The sequence below is a fragment of the Limnothrix sp. FACHB-1083 genome, assembly GCF_014696485.1.
Taxonomy (GTDB): domain Bacteria; phylum Cyanobacteriota; class Cyanobacteriia; order CACIAM-69d; family CACIAM-69d; genus CACIAM-69d.
In genome coordinates this window covers 148,639-166,782 of record NZ_JACJQD010000001.1, presented here as the reverse complement: position 1 = coordinate 166,782, position 18,144 = coordinate 148,639, and the positions used below count along the sequence as shown (strand labels likewise).

The 18,144-nt window shown below is 55.3% G+C and carries 9 protein-coding genes; 4 read left to right on the top strand and 5 right to left on the bottom strand.

The annotated features are described in order from the left end of the window. The first annotated feature begins 10 nt into the window (after window positions 1-10). Window positions 11-994, top strand: coding sequence for a TIGR02281 family clan AA aspartic protease (locus H6F46_RS00665; protein ID WP_190354770.1), 984 nt, complete (start codon window positions 11-13; stop codon window positions 992-994). Between the two features lie 159 nt (window positions 995-1,153). Here H6F46_RS00665 and ndk read toward each other — a convergent pair whose 3' ends face one another. Next, on the bottom strand, window positions 1,154-1,603 hold the full coding sequence (ndk, locus tag H6F46_RS00660) for a nucleoside-diphosphate kinase (RefSeq protein WP_099533180.1): 450 nt from the start codon (window positions 1,601-1,603) through the stop codon (window positions 1,154-1,156). A 323-nt stretch (window positions 1,604-1,926) separates the two neighbouring features. Between ndk and speA the strand changes: the two genes are divergently transcribed. Beyond that, window positions 1,927-4,074 (top strand): biosynthetic arginine decarboxylase, encoded by a 2,148-nt coding sequence (gene speA / locus H6F46_RS00655; RefSeq protein WP_242026374.1) that lies wholly within the window; start codon window positions 1,927-1,929, stop codon window positions 4,072-4,074. 202 nt (window positions 4,075-4,276) lie between these two features. Here the strand turns inward: speA and H6F46_RS00650 are convergent, their stop codons facing one another. Together H6F46_RS00650 and H6F46_RS00645 are read right to left on the bottom strand one after the other, a co-directional pair. Beyond that, on the bottom strand, window positions 4,277-4,543 hold the full coding sequence (locus H6F46_RS00650) for a hypothetical protein (RefSeq protein WP_143473006.1): 267 nt from the start codon (window positions 4,541-4,543) through the stop codon (window positions 4,277-4,279). A gap of 138 nt (window positions 4,544-4,681) precedes the next feature. Further along, window positions 4,682-7,729: a CHAT domain-containing protein gene (locus H6F46_RS00645; protein WP_190354769.1), complete on the bottom strand. Its 3,048-nt coding sequence runs from the start codon at window positions 7,727-7,729 to the stop codon at window positions 4,682-4,684. 716 nt (window positions 7,730-8,445) lie between these two features. Here H6F46_RS00645 and H6F46_RS00640 point away from each other — a divergent pair. Then, on the top strand, window positions 8,446-9,837 hold the full coding sequence (locus tag H6F46_RS00640) for an aldehyde dehydrogenase family protein (protein WP_190354768.1): 1,392 nt from the start codon (window positions 8,446-8,448) through the stop codon (window positions 9,835-9,837). 159 nt (window positions 9,838-9,996) lie between these two features. Then, entirely contained in the window at window positions 9,997-11,634 is a 1,638-nt protein-coding gene (locus H6F46_RS00635) for an acetolactate synthase large subunit (protein ID WP_099533173.1), read from the top strand. 64 nt (window positions 11,635-11,698) lie between these two features. Here the strand turns inward: H6F46_RS00635 and H6F46_RS00630 are convergent, their stop codons facing one another. Further along, window positions 11,699-13,417 carry a tetratricopeptide repeat protein gene (locus tag H6F46_RS00630; protein ID WP_190404962.1) on the bottom strand — a complete coding sequence of 573 codons (1,719 nt, stop codon included), beginning with the start codon at window positions 13,415-13,417 and terminating at the stop codon, window positions 11,699-11,701. A gap of 160 nt (window positions 13,418-13,577) precedes the next feature. Beyond that, entirely contained in the window at window positions 13,578-17,987 is a 4,410-nt protein-coding gene (gene nrdJ, locus H6F46_RS00625; RefSeq protein ID WP_190354840.1) for a ribonucleoside-triphosphate reductase, adenosylcobalamin-dependent, read from the bottom strand. Window positions 17,988-18,144: the final 157 nt, after the last annotated feature.

Sequence of the window (18,144 nt, the reverse complement as noted above, 5' to 3'; positions counted from 1 at the left end):
AATCAAAGCCATGTGGAAGCAACTGTGGGCAACCTGGATTGGGCTAGGGGCGATCGCCCTGGCCGGTTGTGAGGCGCTGCCCCTTGGCTCTGCCCCCGCCCCCGCGCCCGTCGAAACCAACGAAAGCGCCCCCGTCCCGATCGCCGCCAAGCCCCAAGCCCCCACCGCACCCACCCCGTCGATCGACGGAGCCGCCACCTTCCAAAAAGCCCTCGACTTGGGCTATGGCGCAGCGAAGCTCACCCAATCGGCCTACATTCCAGCGGATTGGCAATATGTCATGTCCCGTTGGCAAGAGGCGATCGTGGTGCTGCAATCAGTCCCGCCCCAAAGTGCCCAACATGCCCAAGCCCAAGCCAAAATCCAGGAATACCGCAGCAACTTGGCCTATGCTCGGGAGCGATCGCGCCAGCCGATCGCCCAGCCCCCCGCCACCATTGCCGCCCAACCCCTGAGCGCCCCCACCAGCAACACCACCCCCGACAGCAACGGCGGAACCCAGCCCGGAGCCGCCGCCACCCCCATTCCCGCCAGCAGCCCCAGCGGCAACCCTGACACCAGCTCCAACCTGCCCGCTCCGGAAACCGGCAGCGACAGCCCAAACAGCACCGCCGCCAGTTCCGGGCCCGTCATCGCCACCATCCCCATCATTCGGCGGGTCAGTGGCATTCCCGTCATTGAAGTGACCTTCAACGGGCGCAAATTTCCCATGATGTTGGACACCGGAGCCAGCGCCACCGTGATCACCAGCAAAATGCTGTCAACCCTCGGTATTCGGCCCCACGACAAAATCTTGGTTTCCACCCCGAGCGATCGCCGCGTCACCATGGACTTGGCCCGCGTTGACACCGTGCAAGTGGAAGGCCTGTCGGTCAGCAACCTAGAAGTGGGCGTTGCGCCGGCCTTGGAAATTGGACTATTGGGTCAAAACTTTTTCGGTGGCTATGACCTGATCATTCGGGGCAATCAAATCGAGTTCCACAGTCGTGGCTAAAAGACCCCAAAAGCAGCAAAGACAAGGGGCTTCAGCCCCTTGTCCAGGATCATGGGGTTGAGCAGATTCACATATCTCAGCCCCAACGAATCAAGTTTTCATGAATCGAATTTGAGGACGCACCCCAATCTCGCGAGTGGCGAGGGTTAATCAACGATCCTATTCGTACAGCCACTTGCTGATCGTCGGAGACCAGTTGGCCAGCTCCTCATCCTTGAACCACAAGGCGATTTCGCGCTGGGCCGTTTCCACTGCGTCGGAACCATGGATCAGGTTGCGGCCAATGTTGACCCCAAAGTCACCCCGAATCGTGCCCGGATTGGCGGTCAGGGGGTTGGTGGCCCCAATGATTTGGCGGGCCGATGCCACCACGCCGTCACCTTCCCACACCATCGCCACCACGGGGCCGGAGGTGATGAATTCCACCAAACCAGCAAAGAAGGGGCGCTCGCGGTGTACCGAGTAGTGCTCTTCGGCTAGCTCGCGGCTCACGTTCAGCAGCTTGAGACCCACGAGGGTGAAGCCTTTGACTTCAAAACGCTTGATGATTTCACCAATCAGACCGCGCTGCACGCCATCGGGTTTGATGGCAATAAACGTACGTTCCACGACTTGCACTCCTCAAGAAAGGGAAAAATAATAGGGGCGGGAAATTTTTGCCCTTCTAATAGTGCAAAAAAATGGGCCAGTTTGGTCAGGATCGATCGCCGGGACTGTCGATTAGCGCTTCACGGTTGACTTCACCGGTCGTTCTAGGACTGCGGGGCTATAACCAAAAGTTAACCAAATCCTTACCCCACCGGGATTGCCGCCCTTTTGATTGGAATTAGGATACACTGAGAAGCTGGTTTATCTTAGTCCGGTTCTTACCGGTCAATATCAATCAAGCAGACCCGCTGCTAGCTGGACTGTCGTCTGGAGGTTGACGAAAAATGGGGATCGATTTGACGGTCGAGACTGCCACGGCGGAATCGACGATCGCCCAGGCCGAAAGTCCAATGGTGGACGGGTCGGTTACTGCAAAGGCAGCGGAAGCAACAGCCCGCAGTGACCGGGGCGGACGACGCAAGCGCGGAATGCGGGCCGATGCACGCACGGCAATTCAGGGTTTAACGGAATTGGCACAAAAAACAAATAGCGTGACCGGGGAACGTCCCTGGACAATCGAGAACAGCGAAGCCACCTATCGCATTCGGGCATGGGGTGAGCCGTATTTTTCGATTAATGCAGCGGGTCACGTGACGGTTTCGCCAAAAGCGGAGCGCGGCGGGGCGATCGACCTGCATGAACTCGTTGAAGCGCTCAAGCAGCGAAATTTGGGTCTGCCTCTGTTGATTCGGTTCACGGATATTTTGGCCGATCGCATTGAACGGCTCACGGCGGTTTTTGCGAAGGCGATCGCCAAGTACAAATATGCCGGGGGCTATAAGGGTGTGTTCCCCGTCAAGTGCAACCAGCAGCGCCACTTGATTGAAGACCTGGTGGAATTTGGCCAGCCCTATCAATTTGGCCTGGAGGCCGGGTCAAAGCCAGAATTGATGATCGCCCTGGCGATGTTGACCACCCCGGGAGCCATGCTGATTTGCAATGGCTACAAGGATCGGGAATATATCGAAACGGCGATCTTGGCCCAGCGCTTGGGCAAAACGCCCGTAATTGTGCTGGAGCAGGTGGAAGAGGTGAAACTTGCCATCTCCGCCAGTCAACGGTTAGGCATCAAGCCAATTTTGGGTGTCCGGGCCAAGCTGAATGCCAAGGGCGTGGGCCGCTGGGGAGATTCGGCGGGCGATCGGGCAAAATTTGGCCTGACGATTCCGGAAATTCTGGGCGCGGTGGATCAACTACGCCAAGCGGATATGCTCGACTGTTTGCAGTTGCTGCATTTCCACATCGGTTCTCAGATTTCCTCAATCAGCGTGATTAAGGATGCGATCCGCGAAGCCAGCCAGATTTATGTGGAACTGCATGAACTGGGCGCGGGGATGCAATACCTGGATGTGGGAGGCGGCTTGGGAATCGACTATGACGGTTCCAAGACGAATTTCCACGCTTCCACCAACTACACGCTGCAAAATTACGCCGATGATATTGTGGCGGCGGTGAATGATACCTGTTCGTCGCGAGGGGTGAAGGTTCCCACCCTGATTAGCGAGAGCGGGCGGGCGGTGGCTTCGCACCAGTCGGTGTTGGTGTTTGATGTGTTGAGTGTGAGCCAAATGGCTTTCACGGAGCCGCAACCCTCGGAACCGGAAGACCACGCAGCCCTCAAGAGCCTTTACGAAACCTATTCGTTGATCGATCGGGACAACTATCAAGAGATGTTCCACGATGCAACGCAAACCCGGGATGAGGCCTTGAGTCTGTTTAGTTTTGGTTATTTGAGCCTGACCGATCGCGCCAAAATTGAGCGGTTGTATTGGGCTTGTTGCACCAAGATTCGGGAAATTGTCCGCAAGGAAGATTACGTGCCCGATGATTTGGAATACCTAGAACAGATGATGTCGTCGATTTACTACATCAATATGTCGGTGTTCCAGTCGGCCCCGGATACTTGGGCGATCGGGCAGCTTTTCCCGATCGCGCCGATCCACCGCCTCGATGAAGAACCCACCGAGCGGGGAATTTTGGCCGATCTCACCTGCGACAGCGACGGCAAAATCGACCAATTCATCGATTTGCGCGACGTGAAAAACGTGTTGGAACTGCACGCCCTGAAGCCGGTTGATCCCAGCCAACAGGAGGCCTATGGCGATCGGGAATATGAACCCTACTACCTCGGCATGTTCCTGAACGGCGCTTATCAGGAAATTATGGGCAGCCTGCACAATCTGTTTGGCGACACCAACACGGTTCATATCCACCTCACCCCCAAGGGCTACCGGATTGAGCATGTGGTGAAGGGCGACACCATGAAGGAAGCCCTCAGCTACGTGCAATACGAGTCGGATGATTTGGTGGAAAGTATTCGTCGGCAAGCGGAGCAGGCCATGCAGGAAAAACACATTTCCTTGCGGGAGTCACAACTGTTGCTACAAAACTATGAGCGCAGCCTTCAGGGTTATACCTACCTCGCGCCTTAGGCTGATCAGCGTTCGCAGGGGTGGCTTTACCGGGAGCTGACCTCGATCGGGTGTTGGCTTTCCGGCTCATGCCCTGTGAGTGCCCCTGGTTCGCGTGAGTCAGGATGGTGCTGATCAAATCAAACAGTGGCCAAGCGGCTGATCCTGCTGCTTGGCCACTGCTCTGTTCGGAAATTTCGGACGGAAACCTTGGCCGAAGTTGCTAGGCCGCTTCGCAGACGATCGGGCCCATTTGCGATCGAGCAATCACCATTTCGCCATGGCCAGGAATCCACACCGTCCAGGCTTCATCCTCATGCTCACAAAGCAACAGCGCCCGATCGTGGCAAGCATCATTGGGCAACCAGAGCAGATCAACCCAGCAGCGCTCCTGAGGGCGGGCAAGGTTGGCCGCGGCCGTCCAGGTTGTGGGGCTGTAGGAACGGGTGACGCGATCGCTCAGTTGCATGGCCTCAACTCCTTTGGACATCAACGCCCAGCTTAAAAGACCAGTCTTTTTCTGTATCTAATTCTGTATCTAAAGCTACGGAATGATCATCAAGCCTGTCAATCTTCCGTTGAAGAACGTTACAGATTCAAGGGCGATCGCCTGTTTTCCCGTCGATTCCTAACGGGCTGCCCCCACCAGGGAAAAGGCCGCCCAATTCACCGGATCCGGGTGACGCTGTTGGGTATCCAGCATGGCCGCCCGCAAGGCCGCTGCCCGATCGCCCGACTTCAAAAATTCCCGGTAGAACGTCAACATCAATTCCGACGTGGGCTGATCTGGCACTGCCCAAAGGGAAACAACCGTGCTGGGCGCGCCCGCCACAATGAACGCCCGCGACAGCCCGATCGCCCCATCGCTGGTGAGTCGGCCCCGCCCCGTATCGCAGGCACTCAGCACCACCAACTGCGCCTTCAGCTTCAGGTTCAAGATTTCCTCAGTGGTCAGAAATCCGTCTTGGTCATCCCCTTCCGGATTGGGGCTGGGAGCCAAAGCCAAAGCCCCCGGAACCGCCGGAATGACCCCCTCACCAAAGTAGTCATCCAGCAGGCCATGGGTGGCAAGGTGAATAATTTGGGATTCTTCCATTCGGGCGGTGACGGCGGTTTCGGTGGCCGCTGCGCCTTCCAGGGGTTGAGTGTTCAGCAATTGGGCGATCGCCCGGGCCTCCAAGCTGGCTCCCGGCAAGGGGGCCAAGGAGCGCTCCTGGTCGCCCAAGTTGCGATCGGGAATTTGGGGCATGGTTGGGTTACCCACCACCAAAGCCGGGCCGCGCAGGGGTTGGGGCTGTCCCGTCGAGAGCAGGGGCAGTTGGCTGCTGGCCAGGGCCAACACACGAATGGAGGGAGAGACCGACAGGGTGTGATTTTGGATCAGGTATTGGCCATCGGCATCGCGCAGGGCCGCAAAGGGCACCAAAAACAGCGTGCCTTGGGGGATAAACACCACCCGATCGCTCGGCTGCTTGGGCAATAGATCGGCGATCGGCTCAATCAACAGGCTGTGGAGTTGGCGCAGGCTGGGCAATTGTTGAAAGGTCACCTTGCTGCGGCTGCGGCCCACCAGATCATTCAAGGGAACCGGATGAGGCTGGTTTTCGGCCTGGGGTAACTGGCCGCGCCGAAAGTGAATTTGTCCCTCGGGCGACACCACCCAAATATTCACCTGGTTCGGCGGCGGCGGGTTGAGGGCGCTGGTTTGGGGCTTGGCGGTGGTCAATTGGCAAGACTTGCTGTAGATGCTGCAATAGGTCGTGCTGTCCTCTTGCTGAACCGCGTAGATCACCAGAGTAGCCCGCTGCGATCGGGCTGTGGCCTGGATGCTTTCCACCGACACAGCGGCATCAGGGTTCGACAAATGACCTTGGGCGGCCAATTTCCCCATCATCAAGTCCAAAAACACGCGCGATCGCCCCTGCTCTGACACCACCAGGGCCTGTTCCGGGCGGTTTTGAGCCAAGTACACATCCTGAAGCCGTTGATTGACTTGAGTTTGCAGCTCAATAAAGCCCACTTTGAAATAATCTTCCCCAATGAAGGTTTTCACCAGCTCATCCCAACCCTCGCTCGCTTGGGTGAGGACGCTGGCGGCTCGGTTCAGGTCACCGGATTGGTGTAGGGCCAAGCCCAGGTCACTGAGCACTTCCACTTGGCCCCGCCGATCGTTCACCGTTTGGGCAATTTTCAGCGCCGCTTCATAGGATTTGATGGCCGCGCCCCAGTTGCCTTGGGCCGCTTGGGCCAGGCCGATCGAGCGTTGGGCCGCATATTTCAATCGGGGGCTGGGGGCGATCGCCCAGGCCTGTTCCGCCGCTGCGATCGCCGCCGCAAAGTTGCCTTGGTTCAAGTCAAGGGCGCTGCTCAGTTGCCAAAACTCCGGCTCCCACAGGCGATTGCTGACCCCCTTCAGATCTTGGCGGGCTTCGCTCAGGTAGCGGCGAGCTTGGGCATAGTCTCCCGCACCGATCAGGCCCTGCACCATGGTGATCAAGGCCCCTAAACGCCGAACAGGCGTGGCCGTTTGCAGCGGATCGTTGAGCACCTCCAAACTGTCGATCATGCCGGTGGCATAGTCGCCAATGGCGATCGCCCCCTTGGCGCGATCGATCAAAGCTGCATGGTAAAAGGGGCCCCCAGCGGAAGCCTGTAACCGTTGTTGATAAAACTCCAGAGCCTTCAGATAATCCGCCCGTTCGTAGTGAACATTGCCAATGATTCCCAAGGCCACCGATTCGGCACTGGCCGATCGCTCCTGCCGAGCCAGATTCAGCGCCTGGAATCCCCAATCGATCGCTTGATCTAGTTGCCCCCGCTGAAAGTTGACCAAGGCCAATTGAGCCATGGCCGCCGCCGCGCCCGCCCCATCCCGATCGCGCCGATAAATTCCCAGGGCCTGTTCCCAGGTGGCCTGCGCTTCCGGCAACTGACCTTGGCCAAACAGGCTCACCCCCTGCTCCAACAGGCGATTACCCTCCGCCGAGTCCTGTTGCTCCTGAATCAGAATCGCTGGCCCCGCCTTGGGCAGCGGGCCGCTGTAGCCAATCACCCCCGCCATTTCGGCCCCATCGATGTTGGCTCCATCCAGCTTGGCCCCGGTCAGATTCGCCTGATTCAAGTCAGCCCCAAACAGAATTGCCCCCGTGAGGTCGGCATTGGTCAAATTGGCCCGGTTTAACTCGGCCCAGGACAAATCAGCCCCCATCAACTGGGCCCCCGTCAGGTTAGACCCGTTGAAATTGACTCGGGACAAGTCCACGCCACTGAGGTCAACCCCCGTCAAATCCGTGCCATCTAGATCGCAATCCTCCAGGGTGGCCGATCGCAAATTCACCCCCTGCAAATTGGCCCTTGACAGGCTGGCATCTTCCAAATTGGCTCCCGTCAAGTTGGCCCCGGCCAAGTTGGCACGCCAAGCCAAAACCGACTTCAGATTGGCCCCCGATAAATTTGCACCTCGCAGATCCGCCCCGCTTAGGTTGGCATAGCTCATCCGTTGGCCGCTGAGATCCGCCCCGGACAGATCGCAGCCTTCGCATTGGTTCGTGGCAAACAGTTGGCGCAAATGCTCGGGATCAAAGGCCCAAGCGCGATCGCCCCCACCCCCCAAACAACTGCCCCACAACAGCAGCACCAGCAACCGATTACCAGAGCGATCGAGCCAAGTTGCCATGGGAGTTGTCCTTGGGTGAGTAAGAGGAGAGCTGAGAAACCAGTGATGCGGCAGTGAATCGCAGGCGAGGCTGAAGCGACCCGGCAGAACGATTAGGTCACGCGCAACTCAGCACAGTCTTAATCCAAAAAACAACGGCAATTCAAGACAACACCCCTTGGCCCCAGTCGCACAAACTCAGTTGCCAGCGTTCGTAAAGCGCTGCACCCTAGTGACCCATTCACGGCCCATTAACGGTTGGTGTGATTGGGCATGATGTAGTTTTGTATAAGGTTACACGGTTTTTGTGAAGTACCGAGAATTGGGCCCCAAAACCCATCTAGGATAGCAATAGGTGTTGAATGAAACATGAATCGATCATGATCGATCATGAATTTCTTTCAGGTTTTTCAATTCTTTTTTCGATCTTGATTATTTGATTCCTGTTTATTGGTTTTTTATTGATTATTTCAGCAATTCCTGAACAATAATTTGGCATTCTCAATTGATGCTCACAATTGATGTTCATAATCAACTTGAATTGCCCACTGATTAGTGCTTAATTACTCGTTGTTTCTTGCTGTTATTTTTCTTTGACTAGCCCTTTGTTGACCCTTCAATCAGCTTTTGAGTTAGAACTGGATTAGTGCTTGATTAGTGCTTGATCAGTCCTTAATGAGTTCTGGATCAGTTCTAGAGAGGTTCTGATCAGAGATGGACAAACTAGGAGGTGTCCAGTGGCCATCGCAACCATCAATCCCACAACGGGGCAATGGGTTCAAAGTTTTGAACCCCTAACCGATCAGGCATTAGCCACCAAACTGGAGTTAGCCGATCGCGCCTTTCAGGCTTACCAAACTGTGCCGATCGCCCAACGAGCAGCCTGGTTAAACCAAGTGGCCGATCGCCTGGAAACGGACTGTGAAGCCCTCGCCCGGTTGGCTGTTTTGGAAATGGGGAAACCCCTAACCGCAGCGATCGGGGAGGTGCAAAAATGCGCCGCCGTTTGTCGTTTTTATGCCGATCGAGCAGCCGAATTCTTAGCGGATGAAATGGTTGAAACCGATGCTCACCGCAGCTTCATTCGGTATCAACCCTTGGGCCTCATTTTGGCCGTCATGCCTTGGAACTTTCCCTATTGGCAAGTGTTTCGCTTTGCCGCTCCGGCCCTGATGGCCGGTAACGGGGCCCTGCTGAAACATGCGTCTAACGTGCCGCAGGTGGCCCAAAAACTAGAGGACTTATTTTTGGCGGGGGGCTTTCCGGCGGGTATCTTCCAAACCTTGCTGATCGGGAGCGATCGGGTGGCGACCTTGGTGGCGGATCCGCGCGTGGCGGCGGCCACCCTCACCGGCAGCGAAGGGGCAGGCAGCGCCCTGGCGAGCCATTGCGGAACCCACCTCAAAAAAACCCTGCTGGAGTTGGGCGGCAGCGACCCGCTCATCGTCTGCCCCAGTGCTGATTTTGAGCAAGCGGTGGCCACGGCCGTTGCGTCGCGAATGCTGAACAATGGCCAAACCTGCATCGCCGCCAAACGATTCATCACCGTGGGATCGATCGGGCCGGCCTTTGAAGCAGCCATTGCCCAAGCCTTTGCTCGGTTGGTGGTTGGCGATCCGGGCGATCGCGCAACCCAGTTGGGGCCCCTGGCCACGGCCTCAATTCTGGAGGAGTTGGCAGACCAAGTGAGCCGGGCGATCGCCGCCGGGGCCCGGGTGGTGGTTGGGGGTGATCGGGCGGCCCTGCTCGATCGTCTGCCGCCCTCCCTGCAAGGCGGCCACTTCTATCCCCCAACTCTGCTGGCGGACTTGCCCCCCAACGCCCCGATCGCCCAAGAGGAATTCTTTGGCCCCGTTGCCCTCCTTTTCCACACCGAAACCCTCGACCAGGCGATCGCCCTAGCCAACAACACACCCTTCGGTTTGGGGGCCAGCATTTGGACTACGGATTCTTCAGAAATTGAGCAAGGAATTCAACAACTACAAGCGGGCGCTGTGTTTGTCAATAGCCTGGTGAAATCGGATCCGCGATTGCCCTTTGGCGGCATCAAACGTTCCGGCTATGGTCGTGAACTCGCTCGTCAGGGCATGTTGGAATTTATGAACGCCAAAACCGTTTGGGTTCACTAGGCATTTGAAAAAATTGAAGAAGACAAGCAGCTTCAGCCCCTTGCTCCCGCGACGATCGGCCCCTTGCTATGACCCACAGCTACCGCCGTCCTTCAGGAATTGACTCTCAGGAATTGACTCGTTTAAACAACCACCATTGACGATCCCGGAACCTAATCTATGAATACCGCAGAATTATTGGTCAAATGCCTTGAAAACGAAGGCGTGCAATATATTTTTGGACTGCCTGGAGAAGAGAACCTTCATTTGTTAGAAGCGATCAGCCAATCTTCAATTCAATTCATCACCACTCGCCATGAACAGGGAGCTGCTTTCATGGCTGATGTTTATGGTCGATTAACCGGCAAAGCTGGGGTTTGTTTATCCACCTTGGGACCCGGAGCCACCAACCTGATTACTGGTGTGGCCGATGCCAATTTGGATGGGTCACCGGTCGTGGCGATCGCGGGACAAGTGGGCACCGATCGAATGCATATTGAATCCCATCAATATTTGGATTTGGTGTCAATTTTTGCCCCAATTACCAAATGGAGCAGCCAAGTCGTTCGCCCCAGTAACACCCCGGAAATTATTCGCAAAGCCTTCAAACGGGCCCAAAGTGAAAAACCCGGCGCTGTTTATATTGACGTACCCGAAAATATTGCTGCCATGGCCGTGGAAGGCAAACCCTTAGCCACGGATCAGAACGAAAAAACTTTTGCTTCTTTCAGTGCCCTCAATTCAGCAGCAAACCTGATTGCCAAAGCAAAAAATCCCCTGATTCTGGCCGGCAATGGAGCCATTCGGGCCCGGGCCGATCAAGCGGTCACCGAGTTTGCCACCCAATTGCAAATTCCGGTGGTCAACACCTTCATGGGTAAGGGCATTATTCCCTACACTCATCCCTTAGCCCTGTGGACAACGGGACTCCAAAAACGGGACTTTATTACCTGTGCATTTGAAGCCGCTGATTTGATCATTGCGATCGGCTATGACTTGGTGGAATATTCACCCAAGCGCTGGAATCCTTACGGCTCCATTCCAATTATCCATGTGGGTGCAATGCCCGCTGAAATTGATAGTAGCTACATCCCCCAAGTGGAAGTGGTAGGCGATATTTCTGATTCGTTGTTGGAGCTGTTGCGACGTACCGATCGCTCCCACCAACCAGAACCCTTTGCGGTTCAATTGCGGGCTGAAATTCGTGAGGATTATGAACAATATGCAGGCGATCGAGCATTTCCGATTAAGCCTCAAAAAATTGTTTATGACATTCGGCAAGTGCTGGCCCCCGAAGATATTTTGATCTCCGATGTGGGGGCCCACAAGATGTGGATTGCACGGAATTACCACTGCGATCGCCCCAATACTTGCCTCATTTCCAACGGGTTTGCAGCCATGGGCATCGCAATTCCGGGAGCCGTTGCCGCCAAACTGGTGCATCCCGATCGCAAGGTTTTGGCCGTGACTGGTGATGGTGGATTTTTGATGAATTGCCAGGAATTAGAAACCGCCCTGCGCATTGGCACTCCCTTTGTCACGTTGGTTTTCAATGACAGTGGCTACGGACTCATTGAGTGGAAGCAACAGGATGCTTTTGGGCGATCGCGCTACATCAAATTTGGCAATCCTGATTTTGTGAAATTTGCCGAAAGTATGGGCTTAAAAGGCTATCGGGTGGAGTCCAATGAAGACTTAATGCCGATTTTGAAACAGGCCTTGGCGGATTCTGTACCTGCTGTGATTGATTGCCCTGTGGACTATCAGGAGAATTTCAAGTTTTCGCAAAAATCCGGCAATTTACATTGCTCGATCTAACCTGCAATTTCGTCTTCACCCTGTGACCTAATCTTTAACTCAAGGCAATCACCATGATCGGAATCTAGGATACGGTCAACCAATGATTCAGGGTTGATCGCACCTGTTGCAAGGGTTCTGACCAATCGCCCGGTTTTGCTTGTCGAAACAGCCGCATGGTGGGATACCAAGGAGAATCGGGGCGATCGAGCAGCCATCGCCAATCACAGCGGGCCGGCAGCAACACCCAAGTGGGCTTGCCCAACCCACCCGCTAAATGCACCACCGAAGTGTCTACCGAGATCAACAAATCAAGCTGTTGACAAATAGCCGCCGTATCCGCAAAGTCCTGAATCCAAGGGCTGCAATCCACTAAATTGAGGTTTGGAAATTGACCGATCAAGGGTTGATAGTCCTGGGCATTTTTTCCAACTTGTAAGCTATAAAGCATCACTGGAAATTCCTGCAAAGCCTTCAGCAAAAGCTCGCAAGGTAGGGACTTATCAAGATAGATATCATGCAGTTCGTCTTCCACTCGATAGCCACTCGCCCAAACGATGCCAATCTTTTTGGGTTTTGCGGGTAATTCCTTGAAAGGCGGCGGCAGTGGCCAGGCAGGATCAACGGTTAGATAGGGAACTTGGTTGGGAATTGTTGCCCAATCGGTCTTGCATTGGTGGGGCAAGCTCAAGAGGGGCGATCGATAGTCTACGCCGGGAAGAATTTGCCCTGGTTCCAGCACAGGCAAGACCCGATCGATAGCAGGTAATTGGGCAAAAAATCGATGCAAAACGACAGGGCCACTAAACCAAACGTTTGCTCCCCAGCTTGCTAATAAATCCGCATAGCGAATGAATTGCAAAGAGTCCCCTAGTCCCTGTTCTGCCTGCAAGAGAATGGTGCGGCCATGTAGCGATTCTCCTTGCCATTGGGGATGGGGTATTTCTGGGGGTGGTTGCACCGTTGCCCAGCGCCATTCATATTCTCGAAATCCTTCGGTGAGTTGCCCCAACACCAAGAGAATATGGCTTAAATTCCAATGACTTTTGGCATCTTGCAGATTATGCCGAATCGCATTCTGAAAGGCTGAAATGGCTTGCAAATAATCAGCCTTTTTCCAATAGAAATTTCCTAAATTATAATGATAATTGGCAGCTTGAGGATCAAGGGCAATTGCTTTTTGGTGCGCTGTTTCTGCTTCAGTCCACTGCCCCGTTGCGGTTAAAGCACAACCCAAATCACTCCAGTAGCTGGCTTGTTGGGAATTGAGATTCAGGGCGTTTTGATAGGCCTGAATAGATTGGTCATAGGCTCGATCGAGATAGGCCGCTTTGCCGAGCCGGGCCCAGGCTTGGGCCAAGCGATCGGGCAGTCTTGGATCGGGACAACCCTGAGCGATCGCCCGTTGGTAAATCTGAACTTCCGCCGCAAAATCCTGGCTTTTTTGGGCAACCCAACCCCAGTTAAAATAGGCTTCCCAGCATTGGTGATCTTGGGCGATCGCCCACTCATAGCACTGGCGAGCTTGGGCTAATTTTCCCTGCTGAGCCAGTTGATTACCCAATTGCAAATGGTCACGACTGCTCACCAATTGCGGGTCAAGTTCCAGGGCCCGCCACTGATCGGTTGCCGCTCGTTGAATGTTTCCCAATTGGTGAGCCAGGGCCGATCGCTGCACCCAAAAACTGGCGCGATCGGGGGCTAATTTCAGTGCTTGGGCCAAGGCGCGATCGGCCGCGGCCAGTTGACCGGCGGCCCACAAATCCGTTGCTAATTGCTGATATAACTCAGCAGCATTCGGCATGTGGCACAACCGATCGCGCCATTTCGCAATGATCGAACTCAAAATCACCCCAAAACCAACCCAAGACAGACTTTAGTCTAGGATGGCCGGGGCGCTGACAATCAGCCATTTGGGCTGACCACCACAGCCCCAGCCTCAACCGGTGCGATCGCCCCCGGCCCTAGCCCTTCGTTTCTGGCAGCAGGCACTTGTCCGAATCGCAGCCCGCCGGGCCCGCTTCCGCCATTTCGCCCTTGTCATAGCGTCGCAGGGCCTCATGGAAACTACTGATCCGCCGCCGTTGCAGCACCGCATCGTGCATTTCCTGATAGGTTTCCCGCGAAATTGGCTCGAAGGGCAACCGGGGGAAGGTTTGCAGATCGTCAAACCGGGCCAGCAACGCTGCCGAGATGTAACCCTCATCGTTTTGGATCGCCTGGTGAATCCGACGGCCCAACGGTTCGATTTCCGGCTCCCGCAGTTCGATCGTGGCGCTGGTGTTGTGGGTGGTGTAGTGGGTTTGTACCTGCATGTAGAAGTCAAACTGAGCCAGGGCGCTGAACTGCTCGATCGCGATCGTGTCTGCCCCCGGCAAGTCTGCCCAAGACACCGCCACCGGAATTTCCACCAGCCACTCAGTGCAGCGCGGATCAAACGGATCATTCAGCAAGTTGCCGTTTTCATCCTTATCGGACTGGGACGGCACAATACTGTAGCCATAGTCCAGACAAGCCAACGCCACCGGATCGTTTTTGCGGAACGTGATCCGCCGAATGAACCGCGCGGCCTTGGGTGGATGCCAACCGGGTGAAGCCCCCGTCAACAGCGATTTTGTGCCCGAGGGTTGCACCGTCGTGCAGCGGTTGGGGCGGCGCAAACCGTGGCGATCGCAGTAGTCCCAAACCGTTTGGTGGACAATTTCCCGCCAACGGTTGAGGTATTGCCGCTCCTGATCTTTAAATTCCAAACCTTGCACGGTGTCCGGGCGACCCGCTTCCCACCAGCGCAACCAATCGACCCCAAAGGCTTGCACAAAGAAATCGAACAAACCAGTGAAGGAAACGCCCACGATCGGGTCAATCGATCGACTGTATTGGTAGCGCTCTTCCTGGAACCGATGGTTGAGTAAACCTGCCACCGACAAGGCCCCAGCTTTGAAGGCATCCTCTTGGGTTTGGTGATCTTTTGGATCGATTTGATTGAGGTGAATTTCGCTCAGGTTGCATTGGCCGGTCAACGTACCGCCAAAAACGCCCTTGTGGAATTCCGGCTCATTGAAACAGAAGGTGTCGTGGCGACCATCCAGCGGTTCGATCGAGCGGATCACCTGCCATTTACCCTTAGCGGCCGGTTGATGACCACGGCTGGTATCCACTCGCTGGCAAGGAATGGCTGCGCAGTCAGTGATTTGCAAGTACCACAAATCTTTCTGACGCAGGCCGAGGTTGGTCGCTTCTCCTGCCCGAGCCATCAGGTTGATGGAAGAGCGAATGCCGCATTTCAGCAACAACAGATAGACCCGATAGGCGCGATCGTAGCCCGAGAGGTAGAGGCGGACACCACCGGTTGCGGTTAGGGAACCATCCGCATCAATCAAACCGGCAATGAAGTGCAGAATGGCCTCACGATTCCAGCGAGCGATCGCCTCAAAGGGTTCAGCGGTCTGCTTCAGGTTCCGCACCTGCTCCGGATCAAATTCTCGATCGAAGCCGGTGTAGAGCAAGCAAGGGGTATCGGGGTTTTCCGCATAGAACCGAGGTTGACCCGAGGTGCGACCCGCGATCGCCAATTCCTTCTGGTAGCTCTTGACCCCATAAAGCCGTAGTTGCAGTTGGGGCTTGCCATGGGATTGACAGAGAGAACCATCCCCAACCAATTGCCCAAGGGTGTAGGCCCAGATCGGATCGATCGCCTCGCCATCGCGGTGGTCAATTTGGAAGGGTTCCGTATGGATGGCGTATTTCAGGTTCGGCAATTGGTCGATCAATTCGGCCGTTGTCCGTTCTTGATAGGTCTGACCAAAGCGATCTTTGACAAAGAATCGATGGCCTTCCGTAACATCCAAATGCGTACCATCGGCAAAATTCACGCGGAAAAGTGCCCGATCGCGACCGGTCAAAATTGGCGTAACAGAACTCCAGCGCCGTCCATTCCAAACTTCCACGGATTGCCCCACCAAGGACTGAATTTCATGCAATCCGTCCCGGGTAATCAGCAGCGTATTCCCGGCAACGCAGTGGAAATCAGCGCCTAGGATTTCACCACAGTTGTGAGCCACGAAGCCATTCGCATCAAATCGTGATGGGCCAGGAACTGTGCAGTCATAAACTGCTTCAATTCCGTCAGGTGCGATTTCAGCGATCGTGACACTGAAGCGATCGCGATTCAGCTTGCGCTTGTAGTTACTTAATAGCTCGTTGAGCTTGGCTTGTTTTTCTGGTTGCTGGAAGCCGACCCGATCGCGAAACTCCGGGAGGTTGTCATTGGCAATCACCAATTCATGTTGCGCTTGGCAGAAGTAAGGAGCCAAGTTGCGATCGGAATCGGGCATCAAACGGACACCGGCTGGCCGACGATTTTGGTAGATCGTTGCAACAATTCCAATTCGCAGCAACATCCGCTGAACAGCTTCTAGGGTTGCCAAGTTGCTTTGGGCCAAGCGGACGCTAATGCCTTTTTGCTGAGTGCCTTGAACGCTGCCATCAGCATCAAACAGCCCTCGCAAGAAACCGCAGTGAAACTCATAGCTCGATCGCTCAATTTCACCAGTCACCCATTTCTCACGACGGTGGATACCGAAGCGATCGGCTAGGGCTGCTAACCCACTCGAAGCAATTTGATGTAGGTGATGATGGGGATGATAGGAGCCAGCTAATTTTGCACCACAGGCAACGGTTTTTTGGAGTGTTGCCACAGCATATTCAGCCATTTCCTGTTGCGAATCACCCCAAAAACGGAGGATTCCTTGATCACTCCAGCTTGTTTCTGCGAGGGAGCCATCACCAACCAGGTTTCCGAGCAACCAGCCTTCATCAAAAGTTCCGTGACCCGGCCAGGGTTGAATATCACGGTGATTATGAATAGAGAGGCGATCACCTGGTTTCAAATCTTCAACAGCGGTCCATTCCAAATACTGCCGTTTTTGAGTTTGAGCACTCACGCGCAAGAGTTGGTGGTTTGCAGTCAGTCGCAGCGACAACCCTTCGCGAGTGGTTACTTTGAAGACTGGTTTATCGCCTGTGTAGAAAAAGCCTTCTGCCGTGGTGCTAAACAGCTCGCCATTGACATAGGTTCCATGCTGTTGACCAATCAGCTCTTTGACCCGGCGCGGGCCAAATTCTGTATGTACCCAGGTATCAGCCGTGACGCAAGGATTCAAGCCATAGCGTTGCAGGCGATGGGCAGATTCTCGCTCATCAATTTCTGGTGACTTTGCTTTCAGCCACTCTGCGCCCTTCTGTTCCTGAAAAGCAGCAATAAACGCTTTCTTTTCATCATCTCCAGAGATCAAATCGGCATTGCTGCGGGCGATCGCCTCGCCAGCCCATTGAATTGCACCTTCGCCGGAATAGAACTGCTTGCGAACCGCGTCAACGCACTCCGTTTCCGTGGGTTTGTGATGAAAAACTCGCGAGTGATTGGCCATCCGCAGGGAGTCGCGATCGGGATCAATTCGCCAATTCCCCGCCTCATCCTGCTGCCATAAATTGTCTTTGGCCTTGGCTCCCAGTTCGTCAGTGCTATTGAACTGACGCATTCCGGCACTTCTTCTTATGTTGCCTGCTACAATTGTGACAGCCGCTTCGTCGATAAGCAAGCAGCATTCCACCGAGGTGAGTTGCCGACCGATCGCCCGGTTCAAGATGCGAGTCACCCGATCGTAGAGTTCCGGCAGCTTGATCGGGTTAGCCACGCCGCCGAAGCCCCGGAGCGTTTCCCCCGCCGGCCGCACGTTGCTGAGGTCGATCGCCACTTGCACTTCGCCATCAAAGCGCTCATCGCTGCACAGATCCAGCAAGGTTTGGTACGACTTCACCCAGCCCTGGCGACTGTCGCCCACCACCACGCGCACCGCGTTGCCAACGATATCCACCGTTGTTTCCTGCAAGCGTTGACCCACCGGAACCGTACCCAGCTCGCCCGTCACCGTTACGGTGATTGAGTTGCGCACTGGTGGGAGCTGTTCAATGTAGCGCGGTTCCAGCACGCCGCCCGTGCCACAGCCCATCATCGCCAAGTCCATCATCAGCCCAAAGGCTTTCCAGTCGATGACATTGGTGCTGGTGCAGTTGTAGGCTCCTGAAAAGTTTTGCGGGTTTTCCAGCCAGTCCGTGCCCCCAACCCACAGCCAACGCCCCGATGGCAGCGCCACAATCCGCTTCTGCATTCGATCGAGCAGGCTCGCTTCCTGATCGGAAAGATTGCCCAACTTGACCAAGCCGCGCAGGGTGCGATCGGTCGTTTGCTGCCACGATTCCCGCTCCCCGTCCATCCGACGGCTGTAGGTGCGGTAAAACACCGGGTAGGCGGTGGGGGCGTGGTCAGGGAAATCGACGGGTTGCTGCTGAGCGCGGTTCAGTTCTTGCACCATGGGATTGGCTGTGAACAACAGTTGAGACGACACGAAAGGCCGCTGGTCACAACGCAAGATGTAGCGTTGATCGATGACCAGCCGATCCAATAAACACCAAATCTGGGTGACTTGTAAATGATTGTTGCCAGGGTGATGGCGAATCCGCCACCAGTCA